This is a genomic window from Streptomyces sp. NPDC001514 (genome assembly GCF_053597075.1).
In genome coordinates this window covers 555,115-568,147 of the sequence record NZ_JBSFHO010000001.1, presented here as the reverse complement: position 1 = coordinate 568,147, position 13,033 = coordinate 555,115, and the positions used below count along the sequence as shown (strand labels likewise).

Sequence of the window (13,033 nt, the reverse complement as noted above, 5' to 3'; positions counted from 1 at the left end):
TTCCCTCTCAGCCGAGCAGGACGTCGTCGTCGCCCAGCCGCTTCAACTCGCGGTAGAGCAGCGCGATGCCGGTCACGATGGCGGCGGCGGACACGGCGGCGTCGATCAGCCGGAGCGTGTCGTGCTCCATGCGGGCCTTCTTGGCCTGCTTGACGACGCTGATCGCACCGAAGGCGGTGGTGCCGATGGACAGGTACGTACCGGTCTTGGACTTCTTGAAGCCCTTGGCCTTCTGCAGCGTGCTCACAGTGACGGTGCCTCCTCCAGCAGCGGATGCCCCCACTTTTCCACGAAGGCGGCCTCGACGGCGGCACCCACCTTGTAGAGGCGGTCGTCCTTCATGGCGGGGGCGATGATCTGCAGACCGACCGGGAGGTTGTCCTCCGGGGCCAGGCCGCAGGGCAGCGACATCGCCGCGTTGCCGGCCAGGTTGGTCGGGATGGTGCACAGGTCGGCGAGGTACATCGCCATCGGGTCGTCGGCGCGCTCGCCGATCGGGAAGGCGGTGGTCGGGGTCGTCGGGGAGACGATCACGTCGACCTGCTCGAAGGCCTTCTCGAAGTCCTGCTTGATGAGCGTGCGGACCTTCTGGGCACTGCCGTAGTAAGCGTCGTAGTAGCCGGACGACAGGGCGTACGTGCCGAGCATGATGCGGCGCTTGACCTCGTCGCCGAACCCGGCCTCACGGGTGAGGGCGGTGACGTCCTCGGCGGACTTCGTACCGTCGTCGCCGACGCGCAGGCCGTAGCGCATGGCGTCGAAGCGCGCGAGGTTCGAGGAGCACTCGGACGGCGCGATCAGGTAGTACGCCGAGAGCGCGAGGTCGAAGGACGGGCAGTCCAGCTCGACGATCTCGGCGCCCAGCTCCTTCAGCAGTGCAACGGACTCGTCGAAGCGCTGCACCACACCGGCCTGGTAGCCCTCGCCGCGGAACTGCTTGACCACGCCGACGCGCATCCCGGCGACGGAGCCGCTCCGCGCAGCCTCGACGACCGGCGGGACCGGCGCGTCGATGGAGGTCGAGTCCAGCGGGTCGTGCCCGGCGATGACCTCGTGGAGCAGGGCCGCGTCCAGGACCGTACGGGCGCAGGGCCCGCCCTGGTCGAGGGACGAGGAGAACGCCACCATGCCGAAGCGGGAGACGCCGCCGTAGGTCGGCTTGACGCCGACGGTGCCGGTGACGGCGGCGGGCTGGCGGATGGAGCCGCCGGTGTCCGTGCCGATGGCGAGCGGGGCCTGGTACGAGGCGAGGGCGGCGGACGAGCCACCGCCGGAGCCGCCGGGGACACGGGTCAGGTCCCAGGGGTTGCCGGTCGGGCCGTACGCGCTGTTCTCGGTCGAGGACCCCATGGCGAACTCGTCCATGTTGGTCTTGCCGAGGATGACGACGTCGGCGGCCTTCAGCCTCTTGGTGAGGGTCGCGTCGTACGGCGGGATCCAGCCTTCGAGGATCTTGGAGCCGACGGTGGTCGGGATGCCCTCGGTGGTGAAGATGTCCTTCAGCGCGAGCGGCACACCGGCCAGCGGGCCGAGCTTCTCGCCCGCGGCGCGCTTGGCGTCCACGGCACGGGCCTGGGCCAGGGCGCCCTCACGGTCGATGTACAGGAAGGCGTTGACCTTCTCGTCCACCGCCTCGATCCGGGCGAGGTGCGCCTCGGCGACCTCGACGGCCGTGAGCTCGCCGGAGGCGATCTTCGCGGCGATCTCGGCCGCGGTGAGCTTGATGATGGTGCTCTCCGTCATGACTGTTTAGTCCTCCCCCAGGATCTGCGGCACCTTGAAACGCTGCTGCTCCTGTGCCGGGGCGCCGGAGAGCGCCTGCTCGGGGGTGAGCGACGGACGGACTTCGTCCGGGCGCATGACATTGGTCAGCGGCAGCGGGTGGGAGGTCGGGGGTACGTCTTGGTCGGCGACCTCGGAGACGCGGGCGACCGCGCCGATGATGTCGTCGAGCTGTCCGGCGAAGTGGTCGAGCTCTTCGCCCTTCAGCTCCAGACGCGCCAGCCGGGCGAGGTGGGCGACCTCCTCGCGCGTGATGCCAGGCATGCAGCGATCCTCAGGGGTGAGTGTGATGGTTTTGGCCCAATCCTATGGGCCAGGCCCCGCTGCCCGCGAAACGCTTTCCCCCACGCACCGGCGCGGGCCCTTCCCGGCCGCCGCCCGTCCGGTGCCTGACCGGCGCGGGACCGGCGCGGGACCGGCGCGGGACCGGCCCGGAACGGTGCCTGACCGGCGCGGCGCCCGCGTTCTGCCGCTCTCCCGAGACCGGTCATGTCCCGTTCATGTCCAGGGCGCCGTCACCTGTCTCACTGGCTCAAGTTGTCCACACAACTTCTGGCGCCGGGGCCACCCCGGGGCGGAGAGGACCGGAGTCAGGTGTCCCCACTCGGAACCGCCGCTGCCGAAGGCAGCAGCACACTCTCGCTGCTCTCACCCACCAGCCGGCAACACGAGGGCGACCGGCTGACCTTCCGCTGGACCACGGACGCGCTCCACTCCGACGACTCCTGGCTGGGCGTGTCGTCCCACGGCAAGGTCGGCGGCACCGCGCCCGCCGGTCCGGGCGCGCACCCGGCGCGGATCACCGTCGCCGTGAAGGGCAGCGCGGGCGGGACCGACAACGTGACCGTGCAGGTCCCGGTCCGGGCCGCCGCCGGGCGGGCCCGGCTGACGGTCGCCTCGCTGAACCTGTGGGACGCGGGCCGGAACGTCGACGACGCCCACGAGAAGCTGCTGCGGCTCGTCCTCGGGCAGCGGCTCGACGCCGTGGCACTCCAGGAGACCGGGGGCACCGCCGCCGGGCCGCTCGCCGAGGCGCTGGGGTGGTACGCGTACGACACTCCGGCCGGGGTGGGGCTGATCAGCCGCTTTCCCCTCGACAGGACGTCGGCTCCGCTCACGGACCTGCCGGCGCTGGCGGCGACCCTCCGGCTGCCGGATGACCGGACCGTACGGCTGTGGGCGGCCCAGCTCGACGAGGGCGCGTACGGGCCGTACGCCCGCAAGGCAGGACTGAGCCCCGCCGAGGTCGAGGCGACCGAGCTGAGCAGTGTCCGGTACCGGCAGGCAGGCGCGCTGCTCGCCGCGATGAAGTCCGACCTCGCGGCCGGCACGACGCCGGTGGTCCTCGCGGCCGGCCTCGCCTCGCCGTCGCACCTGGACCGCAGGGGCAGGGGCGGGGTCCGCTGGCCGGTGACCGTCGCCCTCGCCAGGGCCGGGCTGACCGACGCCTTCCGCGAGGAGCACCCGCAGGCGGCGCGCGAGCCGGGCTTCACCTGGTCGCCCGTGCGCCCGGACGAGCCGCAGGACCGGATCGACCAGGTCCAGTACGCCGGGCCGCTGCTGGTCGAGGGCGCATACACGCTCTGCACCGGCCGGCCGCGGCCGGTCCCGGACGCCGCCGGCAACGGCTGGCCGTCCGACCACGCCGCGCCCGCCGTCACCTTCTCCCTCCGCTGAGCCGCACAGCCTCCGTCCCACGCCGAACCGGAGGACTCCCACGCCATGGCGCAGCTGAGCCGCCGCGCGTTCGTCGGCGCGTCCGCCACGACGTCGCTGCTGCCGCCGACGGCCTTCCCTGGGCGGACGCCTCGGCCGCCTCCGGACCCCGCGGCTGCCGAATGCGGTCAAGCAGTTCACGGGCACCCGTTCACGGTCGCTCCAGGCGCGTCGAAGACGTACACCTGGGACACATCCGAGACCGACGGGCGGTACGACTTCACGGTGATGGGCCCGGACGGTTCTGTACGCCGCTTCTCGGGCCCGGTCGCCCGCCAGGGCAGCGAGGCGGTCGCGTCGGCGCCCTCGGTGGCGGGCACGGTGCGCGCGGCGGTCCGAACCGGGCGCCCTAGTTCACGACGTGCCCCGACGGGCTGTCCGCGTCCGTCGGCGTGGCGGCCGGGAGCTCTCCCACAGGGCGGCGCCAGCCGTGCTCGCCACGGGCGCGGAGCCAGGCCGTGGTCTCCTGCGGTGGCATGGCGGCGGCGACCAGCCAGCCCTGGACGGCGTCGCAGCCCAGGTCGCGCAGCCGCTCCCAGGTCTCATCGTCCTCGACGCCCTCCGCGACGACGAGGAGGCCGAGCGAGTGGGCGAGGTCGACGGTGCAGCGGACGATCTCGGCGTCCTCCGCATCGACCGCGAGACGGGCCACGAACGAGCGGTCGATCTTCAGCTCGCTCACGGGGAGCCGGCGCAGATGGACCAGCGACGAGTACCCCGTGCCGAAATCGTCCAGCGACATCTTCACCCCGTGGCCCGTGAGCCCGGCCAGGGTGTCCGCGGCGCGCTGCGGGTCCTCGAGCAGCACATGTTCCGTTATCTCCAGCTGGAGCGCCCCCGCCGGGACGCCGTGGCGCGCCAGCCGTGCCGCGACCGCGCCCGCGAAACCCGCGGTGTGGACGTCACGCGGCGACACGTTGACGGCGACCGGCACGAAAAGGCCCTGGGCCCGCCACTTGGCGACCTGGCCGAGCGCGGTCTCCAGCACGTATTCCGTCAGATGGGGCATCAGCCCCGAGGACTCGGCGATGGCGATGAACTCGTCGGGCGGGACCCGGCCGCGGTCCGGGTGCACCCAGCGCACCAGCGCCTCCAGGCCCGCCACATGGCCGTCGAAGCCGACCTTGGGCTGGTAGTGCAGCTCCACGTCGCCCGCGTCCAGCGCCCGGCGCAGATCGCCGAGCAGCCCGAGCCGGTCCGGCGTGTTCGAATCCCGCTTGGATTCGTACACCTCGACACCCGTACGGTCCCGCTTCGCCTGGTACATCGCCACATCCGCGCGTCTCAGCAGACCTTCGGCGTCCAGGGCGTGGTCCGGGAACACGGCGAGGCCGGCGCTCGCCTCGAGAACCAGTGTGAGCCCGTCGAGGTCGAGCGGCGAGGAGAGCTGGCCCACCAGATGCCGGGCGACACGCTGCGCGCTGGTGGTGGAGTCGGCCGTCGGGAGGAGCACGGCGAACTCGTCGCCGCCGAGCCGTGCGGCCTCCGCCCCGCGCGGCAGGGCGAGCCGTAGCCGATCGGCTATCTGGAGCAGCAGCCGGTCGCCGGCCAGATGGCCGAGGGTGTCATTGACCGAACGGAAACGGTCGAGGTCGATCAGCACGAGCGCGGACCGGGCGCCGACGCCCTCGGCCTCCTCCAGCGCCGCCCAGGTGCGCTCCAGCAGCCACTGACGGTTCGGCAGGCCCGTGAGCGGGTCGCGCAGCTGCTCCTCGGCCCGTGCGCGGGCGATCCAGAGGGTCGAGTCGAGGGCGATCAGCGGCACGGCGAAGAGCGGCAGCAGGATCGGCAGGGCGGTCGCGACCACACAGATCAGCGGGGCGATACCGAGCAGGGCGACCGCGACAAGGCCTTGCCGCAGCAGGGCTGTACGGGCGACGGTGGGCAGCCCGCCGCCCTGCGGTGCCAGCGCGTACCAGAGCAGCATCCGGGTGACGGCGAGGTACGCCGCCGCCGCGAGCACCACCTCGGGGACCGCGTCCACGCCCCACGTCAGGGGCTGCCAGGGCTGCTCGACGGTCGGTGACTCCCCGAACGCCATCAGGACCAGCGCCGCGGCGGCTATGCCCAGGATGTCCGCGGCTCCGTGCAGCACCCCCTGGCGCCAGCGGTGCCGGCGGGCGGTGCCGACCAGCACCACGACGGCCAGGCTGACGAGCCCCGCGGGCACCCAGCCGAACAGCAGCAGTACGGCGAGGGTGAGGGCGGCACCGGAGCCGGTGCCGCCCCACCAGCGGTCGCGGCCGAGCGCGACCAGATGGCCGACGATGATGCCGGTGAGCAGGGCGAGGGACCAGCCCTCGGCGCCGCCGGGGAAGATCGCGTGCCCGTCCCGCAGGGCGCTGATCAGACCCGTCGTCAGGACGACGGCTGCGAGCCCCACGATCACGAAGGGCATGCCGGCGGTGATGCCCGCAAACCCCGTGAAACGACGCGGCCGTGAGACCGGGGCGGCGCTTTCGGTCGGTTTCATTCCCGTCCCTCTCACAGCCGGCGGTGCCGATGCCACGCGATGGCCCCCTTGTCATGCCACCACGGCCGGAAGCTCACCACGCAGCCATGCACGACAGGCGCACACCTCAACAGTAGGCCGCAGAAGGCTCTGACGGGCAGCGCTCTACAGGTCTTGCCCGAATGCGACCCGGCCACCCTTATCCATCTGATATGCGCCGAACGGGTGATCTTTGCCGGGAGTTGGGTCCGAGCATCCGTGCTACTCCTCGGCCGGCATCGCGGCCTCACGGGCGGCCTCCGGCCCCTGTTCGAGCAGCACCGTGAAGCCGTCCTCGTCGAGCACCGGCACCTTGAGCTGCATGGCCTTGTCGTACTTCGAACCGGGGTTGTCACCCACGACGACGAATGAGGTCTTCTTGGAGACGGAACCGGTCACTTTCGCGCCGAGGCTCTGGAGCGCTTCCTTTGCGCCATCCCGGGTGTAGTTCTGCAGAGTTCCGGTGACGACGACGGTCAGGCCTTCGAGGGGGCGCGGCCCCTCGTCCTCGCCCGCGCCCTCTTCCTCCGTCCGGACGCCCGCGGCCCGCCACTTGCGCAGGATCTCGCGATGCCACTCCTCCTCGAACCACTGCTTGAGCGAGGCGGCGATGGTCGGGCCGACGCCGTCGACGGCAGCCAGCTCCTCCTCGGTGGCCCGCTCGATCCGGTCGATCGAGCGGAACTCGCGGGCGAGTGCCTCCGCCGCGACCGGGCCTACGTGGCGGATGGACAGGCCGGTGATGATGCGGGCGAGCGGGCGCTCCTTCGCCGCCGCGATGTTCTCCAGCATCGCGAGGGTGTTCTTCTTGGGCTCGCCCTGTTGGTTGGCGAAGACCGTGACGATCTTCTCCTCGCCGGTCTTCGGGTCGCGCTTGGGCAGGCCGCTGTCCTGGTCCAGGACGTACGCCTTGATGGGGAGCAGCTGCTCGACGGTGAGATCGAACAGACCGCCCTCGTCGACGAGCGGCGGGTCGGCGGGCTCCAGGGGCTTGGTGAGTGCCGCGGCGGCCACATAGCCGAAGTTCTCGATGTCCAGGCACTTGCGCCCGGCGAGATAGAAGAGACGTTCACGCAACTGGGCCGGGCAGGAGCGGGCGTTGGGGCAGCGGAGGTCGATGTCGCCCTCCTTCATGGGCCGCAGCGCCGTGCCGCACTCGGGGCACTCGGCCGGCATCACGAACTCCCGCTCGGTGCCGTCCCTCAGGTCCACCACCGGCCCGAGGATCTCCGGAATGACATCGCCGGCCTTGCGCAGCACGACCGTGTCGCCGATGAGGACGCCCTTGGCCTTCACCACGTCCTGGTTGTGGAGCGTGGCGAACTCGACCTCGGAGCCCGCGACCTTCACCGGCTCCACCTGCGCGTACGGCGTGATCCGGCCGGTGCGCCCCACGCCCACCTTGATGTCGACGAGCTTGGTGTTCACCTCCTCCGGCGCGTACTTCCATGCGATGGCCCAGCGGGGCGCCCGCGAGGTCGAGCCGAGGCGGCCCTGGAGCGGGATCTCGTCGAGCTTGACGACGACGCCGTCGATCTCGTGCTCCACCGAGTGACGGTGCTCGCCGTAGTACGCGATGAACTCACGGACCTCGTCGAGGGAGTCCACCACCTTGTAGTGCCGGGCGGTCGGCAGGCCCCACGCGCGCAGCAGCTCGTACGCCTCCGAGAGCCGCTGGATCTCCAGGCCCGCGCGCGCACCGATGCCGTGCACCACCATGTGCAGCGGGAGGGTCGCGGTGACCTTCGGGTCCTTCTGGCGCAGCGAACCCGATGCGGAGTTACGGGGGTTGGCGTACGGCTGCTCGCCCGCGGCGACCCGTCGGGCGTTGAGCTCCTCGAAGGCCTCCATCGGGAAGTAGACCTCGCCCCGGATCTCGACCAGATCCGGCACACGGTCACCGCTCAGCCGCTCCGGAATATCCCCGATCGTCCGCACATTGGGCGTGATGTCCTCGCCGGTGCGACCGTCGCCGCGGGTTGCGGCGCGGGTCAGCCGGCCCATCTCGTACGTCAGATTGACCGCGAGGCCGTCGACCTTCAGCTCGCACAGGAAGTGGTACGACGACGTGCCGACCTCCTTGGCGATGCGGTCCGCCCAGGCCGCCAGCTCCGCCTCGTCGAAGGCGTTGTCGAGGGAGAGCATCCGCTCGCGGTGCTCGACCTTGGCGAGTTCCGTCTCGTACGCCCCCGCGACCTTCTGGGTCGGCGAATCCGGCGTGCGCAGCTCCGAATACTCCTCCTCCAGCGCCTCCAGCGAACGCAGGAGCTTGTCGAACTCGGCGTCGCTGATGACCGGCTGGTCCTTCACGTAGTACCGGAAGCGGTGCTCCTCGACCTGCTCGGCCAGCTGGGCATGCTTCTCGCGCGCCTCGGCGGGCACCGACCCCTGCTGTTCGACAGCCACCTTCGTCCTCCGTCACTCAGGGTTGTCCGCGAGCGATCTCGCCGCTCTGACGCAGTGCGCGAGGGCCGCGCGCGCATACGCGGGCGAAGCGCCCGCGAGCCCGCACGACGGAGTGATCACCACGGACTCGGCGAGAGTCCCCGGATTCAGCCCCAGCCTGCGCCACAGCGTCCTGACACCCATGACGCTACCGGCAGGGTCCGACAATGGACCGTCCGTGGACGCCACGACCCCCGCGAAGAGCTTCGTACCGCCCTCCACAGCCTCACCGATCGCCTCCTCGTCACGCTCGGTGAGAAGGCCGAAATCGAACGAGACACCTGCGACGCCGGCCCGGCGCAGCAGCGCGAACGGCACGTCCGGCGCGCACGAGTGCACGACCACCGGCCCGTCGGCGGCGCCCATCACGTCCCGCAGCCCGCTCTCGACGATCTGCCGGTCCACCGCGCGGTACGTGCGGTAGCCGCTGGCGGTCCTGACATGGCCGCGCAGGACGGCCGTGAGCGACGGCTCGTCGAGCTGCAGGAGCACCTGGGCTCCGGGGACGCGGCGGCGTACCTCGGCGAGATGCGTGCGCAGCCCCTCGGCGAGCGAGCCCGCGAGGTCGCGGCAGGCGCCCGCGTCGCCCAGGGCTGCCTCGCCGCTCCTGAGCTCCAGGGCCGCCGCGAGCGTCCACGGCCCGACGGCCTGGACCTTGAGCGGGCCCTCGTACCCCTGCGTGAACTCCTCCAGCGCGTCCAGGTCCTCCCCGAGCCAGGACCTGGCCCGCCGGGTGTCCCGGCCCGGGCGATCGCTGACGCGCCAGCCGCTGGGCTCGACGTGCGCGTACATCTCGACGAGCAGACCGATGGTCCGCCCGATCATGTCGGCGCCGGGGCCGCGGGCGGGAAGCTCCGGCAGAAAAGGGAAGTCCTCGCAGGACCCGGTGACGGTCCTGGCGGCCTCGCGCGCGTCGCCGCCGGGCATCGAACCGACCCCGGTGGCGGGGCCCCGGACGAAGTCGTCGCTCATCGGCCCGGCCGCACCGTCAGGTCGTTGATCTCCGCGTCGCGCGGCAGATCGAGCGCCGTGAGGATCGCCGTGGCGACCGACTCCGGGTCGATCCACTGCGTCGCGTCGTACTCCTTGCCCTCCTGCTGGTGCACCTTGGCCTGCATGGGGCTGGCCGTGCGCCCCGGATAGACGGAGGTGACCCGGACGCCGTTCGGCTTCTCCTCGTGGCGCAGCGAGTCGGCGAGCGCCTTCAGCCCGTGCTTGGAGGCCGCATAGGCGCCCCACTCGGCATGGGCATTGAGGCCCTCCCCCGAGTTCACGAAGATCACCGTGCCCTGGGCGACCCGGAGTTGGGGCAGCACCAGCCGGGTCAGCTCGGCCGGGGCCACCAGGTTCACATCGAGCTGGGCGTGCCACGTCTTCGGCGTGAGGTCGCCGATCCGGCCCAGGTCCACGATGCCCGCGATGTGCAGGAGGGAGTCGAGCCGCTCGGGCATCGTCTGGTGCGAGAACGCCCAGGAGAGCCGGTCGGGTGCGGCGAGGTCGCCGACGAGGGTGCGGGAGCCGGGGTAGGCCTGGGCGAGCTCCTTGGCGCGCCCCGCGTCCCTGGCCAGCAGCACGAGCTCGTCGCCACGCTCGTGCAGCCGGCGCGCGACGGCCGCGCCGATGCCGGAGCCTGCCCCGGTGATCAGATGTGTAGCCATGCCAGTAATGCTCGCATCACCGGACCCCCGCGCCCGCGGCGGTAGCCGCTGATGTCACGGTCTCCGGGTGGGCGAGTGCCGGCCAGGAAGTCCACCGTACGGTCGACCACCGGCAGCCGGTCCACCATCACCATCGGGCGCCCGCTCAAGATTTTTCCGGAAATCCTGTCCGGCGCCGATGAGTTCGGGGCGCGGCACCGGTCACCAGGACATGGAAAACCCGAACACGACGCTGAGCAGGAACCGGGGAAGGGCGATTTCGGAGGACGGCACCGTCATCGCGTACGAGCGCCAGGGGGCCGGGCCTCCCGTGATCCTGGTGAGCGGCGCGCTGGCCACGGCCGCGGACGAAGCCCCGCTCGCCGCCCTGCTCGCGCACCGGTTCAGTGTGATCACGTACGACCGGCGCGGCCGCGGCGCCAGCGGGGACACCTCTCCGTACGCCGTGGAGCGCGAGATCGAGGACCTCGCGGCGATCGTCGACGCGGCGGGCGGCAGTGCGTCCGTCCACGGGATGTCATCGGGCGGGGCGCTGGCCCTGGAGGCGGCGGCGGCCGGACTGCCCATCACCCGACTGTCCGTCTATGAGCCCCCCTTCCTGACCGACCCGGCCGGCCGCCGGGAGAGCGCCGCCCAGCGGGCGCGCCTGGACGGCCTGCTCGCCGAGGACCGCCGCGGGGACGCCCTGGAACTCTTCCTGGGCGGGACGATGCCGCCCGGGACGCTCGCCCAGCTCCGTCGCTCCCCCCTCTGGGGGGAGCTGGAGGCACTCGCGCACACCCTGGCGTACGACCACGCGGTCATGGGCGACGCCCGGGTGCCGACGCAGCGGCTGCGCGAGGTCACCGCGCGCGTGATGGTGGTCGACGGCGGCGCGAGCCCGGGCTGGCAGCGGGAGACGGTCCGGGTGATCTCCGAAACGCTCCCCCATGGCCGCCACCGCACGCTGACCGGTCAGACGCACGAGGTGGCGCCGCATGTACTGGCGCCGGTGCTGGAGGACTACTTCGCGGCGTAGTCAGCCGTCGCGCGCCGCGTCGTCGTCGCGATCGTCGCCGAGCCGACGACGCGCGTCCCCTCGTACAGGACGATCGCCTGGCCGGGTGCCACGCCCCGCACCGGCTCGTCGAAGGCGACCCGGAGCTCCGTGCCGTCGACGAGTTCGGCGGTCACTTCGGTCTCACCGCCGTGTGCGCGCAGCTGCGCCGTGTACGTGCCCGGGCCGGCCGGGGCGGTGCCGCACCAGCGGGGCTTGATCGCGGTGAGGGCGGTGACTTCGAGGGCCTCGGCGGGGCCCACCGTCACGGTGTTGTTGACGGGCGAGATGTCCAGGACGTAGCGCGGCTTGCCGTCGGGGGCGGGGTGGCCGATGCGCAGGCCCTTGCGCTGGCCGATGGTGAAGCCGTACGCGCCGTCGTGGGTGCCGAGCCTCGTGCCGGTCTCGTCGACGATGTCGCCCTCGGCCTTGCCGAGCCGCTTGGCGAGGAATCCCTGGGTGTCGCCGTCGGCGATGAAGCAGATGTCGTGGCTGTCGGGCTTCTTCGCCACGGCGAGACCACGGCGCTCGGCCTCCGCGCGGATCTCGTCCTTGGTGGTGAGGGTGTCGCCGAGCGGGAACATCGCGTGGGCGAGCTGCCTCTCGTCGAGCACGCCGAGGACGTACGACTGGTCCTTGGCCATGTCGCTGGCCCGGTGCAGCTCGCGGGTGCCGTCCTCGCGGACGACCACCGTGGCGTAGTGGCCCGTGCACACGGCGTCGAAGCCGAGGGCCAGGGCCTTGTCCAGCAGCGCGGCGAACTTGATCTTCTCGTTGCACCGCAGACACGGGTTCGGGGTACGGCCCGCCTCGTACTCCGCGACGAAGTCCTCGACGACGTCCTCGCGGAAGCGCTCGGCGAGGTCCCAGACGTAGAACGGAATGCCGATGACGTCGGCGGCGCGGCGGGCGTCGCGCGAGTCCTCGATGGTGCAGCAGCCGCGCGCGCCGGTGCGGAAGGACTGCGGGTTCGCGGAGAGCGCGAGGTGCACCCCGGTCACGTCGTGGCCGGCTTCGGCGGCGCGGGCGGCGGCGACGGCGGAGTCCACACCGCCGGACATGGCGGCGAGGACACGGAGGGGGCGCTGGCGAGTCTCAGTCATAGCCCTACCAGGGTACGGGGCCGCGGGAACCGAAGGCTCGCGAGTAGACGTTCGGGAAAGTGATCGGGAGTGGGAGAGGGGTGGCATGGGGAGCAGCGGCAAGGCGGCATCGCCGCGCGGCGTCGGCCGACGGGCGGTGCTGATCGGCGGCGGCGCGGCACTCGTCGGGGCGGGAGTGGCAGCCCGGGACGAGCTGAGGCGTGCCTGGTGGCGGCTGCCCGGCATGGAGAAGAAGCGGGTGGAGGGCGAGCTAGACCACGCGGGCGCGGCGTGGACGGCGGCGGCGCGGGCGAACTGGCGGCGGGCGGACCGGCCCGACGACTACACGATCGACCGGGTCGTGATCCATGTCGTCCAGGGCAGCTATCCGACCGCCCTCAAGGTCTTCAAGGACCCGGGGCACGGCGCGGCCGCGCACTATGTGGTGGGCAAGGACGGGCGGATCGCCCAAATGATCCGCGAGCTCGATGTCGCGTTCCACGCGGGGAACCGGGACATGAACGAGCGGAGCATCGGGATCGAGCACGAGGGCTTCGTGGACCGGCCACAGGACTTCACGGAAGCGATGTACACGGCGTCGGCGCGGCTCACGGCCGACATATGCAAGCGGTACGGGTTCCCGGCGGACCGGGAGCACATCATCGGGCACGTCGAGGTGCAGGGGACGGACCACACCGATCCCGGACCGCACTGGGACTGGGACCGCTACATACGGATGGTGCGCGAGGCCATGGCCGCCCCGCCGAAGCCCGCGACGACGACCGCCGGCTGAGTCCTGCCGCCGGCCGAGTCCTGCCGCCGG

The 13,033-nt window shown here is 71.9% G+C and carries 12 protein-coding genes and 1 pseudogene; 4 read left to right on the top strand and 9 right to left on the bottom strand.

Annotated features, from left to right (window positions below; genetic code table 11):
* Window positions 1–7: 7 nt before the first annotated feature.
* The 3 genes from ACWCXB_RS02485 to gatC are packed head-to-tail and all read right to left on the bottom strand — an operon-like array spanning window position 8 to window position 2,046.
* On the bottom strand, window positions 8–247 hold the full coding sequence (locus ACWCXB_RS02485) for a hypothetical protein (protein ID WP_450718122.1): 240 nt from the start codon (window positions 245–247) through the stop codon (window positions 8–10).
* Window positions 244–1,743 carry an Asp-tRNA(Asn)/Glu-tRNA(Gln) amidotransferase subunit GatA gene (gene gatA, locus ACWCXB_RS02480; protein ID WP_450718120.1) on the bottom strand — a complete coding sequence of 500 codons (1,500 nt, stop codon included), beginning with the start codon at window positions 1,741–1,743 and terminating at the stop codon, window positions 244–246. Before gatA ends, ACWCXB_RS02485 begins: the two co-directional genes overlap by 4 nt.
* Before the next feature lie 6 nt (window positions 1,744–1,749).
* Window positions 1,750–2,046, bottom strand: a complete 297-nt coding sequence (gene gatC / locus ACWCXB_RS02475; RefSeq protein WP_355363428.1) for an Asp-tRNA(Asn)/Glu-tRNA(Gln) amidotransferase subunit GatC — start codon at window positions 2,044–2,046, stop codon at window positions 1,750–1,752.
* 330 nt (window positions 2,047–2,376) lie between these two features.
* Between gatC and ACWCXB_RS02470 the strand changes: the two genes are divergently transcribed.
* On the top strand, window positions 2,377–3,459 hold the full coding sequence (locus tag ACWCXB_RS02470; protein WP_450718118.1) for an endonuclease/exonuclease/phosphatase family protein: 1,083 nt from the start codon (window positions 2,377–2,379) through the stop codon (window positions 3,457–3,459).
* A gap of 45 nt (window positions 3,460–3,504) precedes the next feature.
* Window positions 3,505–3,705 (top strand): annotated as a pseudogene (locus tag ACWCXB_RS02465) (hypothetical protein); the annotation flags it as partial.
* Here ACWCXB_RS02465 and ACWCXB_RS02460 read toward each other — a convergent pair.
* The 5 genes from ACWCXB_RS02460 to ACWCXB_RS02440 form a co-directional block, all read right to left on the bottom strand.
* A complete protein-coding gene (locus ACWCXB_RS02460; protein ID WP_450718116.1) occupies window positions 3,636–3,818 on the bottom strand; it encodes a hypothetical protein in 183 nt (60 codons plus the stop codon). The pseudogene ACWCXB_RS02465 and the gene ACWCXB_RS02460 overlap by 70 nt on opposite strands.
* Before the next feature lie 29 nt (window positions 3,819–3,847).
* On the bottom strand, window positions 3,848–5,971 hold the full coding sequence (locus ACWCXB_RS02455) for a putative bifunctional diguanylate cyclase/phosphodiesterase (protein WP_450718114.1): 2,124 nt from the start codon (window positions 5,969–5,971) through the stop codon (window positions 3,848–3,850).
* 240 nt (window positions 5,972–6,211) lie between these two features.
* Window positions 6,212–8,395 carry an NAD-dependent DNA ligase LigA gene (gene ligA / locus ACWCXB_RS02450; protein ID WP_450718112.1) on the bottom strand — a complete coding sequence of 728 codons (2,184 nt, stop codon included), beginning with the start codon at window positions 8,393–8,395 and terminating at the stop codon, window positions 6,212–6,214.
* A 12-nt stretch (window positions 8,396–8,407) separates the two neighbouring features.
* Window positions 8,408–9,406 (bottom strand): methionine synthase, encoded by a 999-nt coding sequence (locus ACWCXB_RS02445; RefSeq protein ID WP_450718111.1) that lies wholly within the window; start codon window positions 9,404–9,406, stop codon window positions 8,408–8,410.
* Window positions 9,403–10,092 carry an SDR family oxidoreductase gene (locus ACWCXB_RS02440; protein ID WP_450718110.1) on the bottom strand — a complete coding sequence of 230 codons (690 nt, stop codon included), beginning with the start codon at window positions 10,090–10,092 and terminating at the stop codon, window positions 9,403–9,405. The genes ACWCXB_RS02445 and ACWCXB_RS02440 overlap by 4 nt, the downstream gene beginning before the upstream one ends.
* Before the next feature lie 211 nt (window positions 10,093–10,303).
* On the opposite strand from ACWCXB_RS02440, the gene ACWCXB_RS02435 reads away from it, so the two are divergent.
* Window positions 10,304–11,110 carry an alpha/beta fold hydrolase gene (locus ACWCXB_RS02435; protein ID WP_450718108.1) on the top strand — a complete coding sequence of 269 codons (807 nt, stop codon included), beginning with the start codon at window positions 10,304–10,306 and terminating at the stop codon, window positions 11,108–11,110.
* Here ACWCXB_RS02435 and mnmA read toward each other — a convergent pair.
* Window positions 11,095–12,231 (bottom strand): tRNA 2-thiouridine(34) synthase MnmA, encoded by a 1,137-nt coding sequence (gene mnmA / locus ACWCXB_RS02430; protein WP_450718106.1) that lies wholly within the window; start codon window positions 12,229–12,231, stop codon window positions 11,095–11,097. The two genes, ACWCXB_RS02435 and mnmA, sit on opposite strands and share 16 nt — an antisense overlap.
* 85 nt (window positions 12,232–12,316) lie before the next feature.
* On the opposite strand from mnmA, the gene ACWCXB_RS02425 reads away from it, so the two are divergent.
* Window positions 12,317–13,003 (top strand): N-acetylmuramoyl-L-alanine amidase, encoded by a 687-nt coding sequence (locus ACWCXB_RS02425; protein ID WP_450718104.1) that lies wholly within the window; start codon window positions 12,317–12,319, stop codon window positions 13,001–13,003.
* Window positions 13,004–13,033 lie beyond the last annotated feature (30 nt).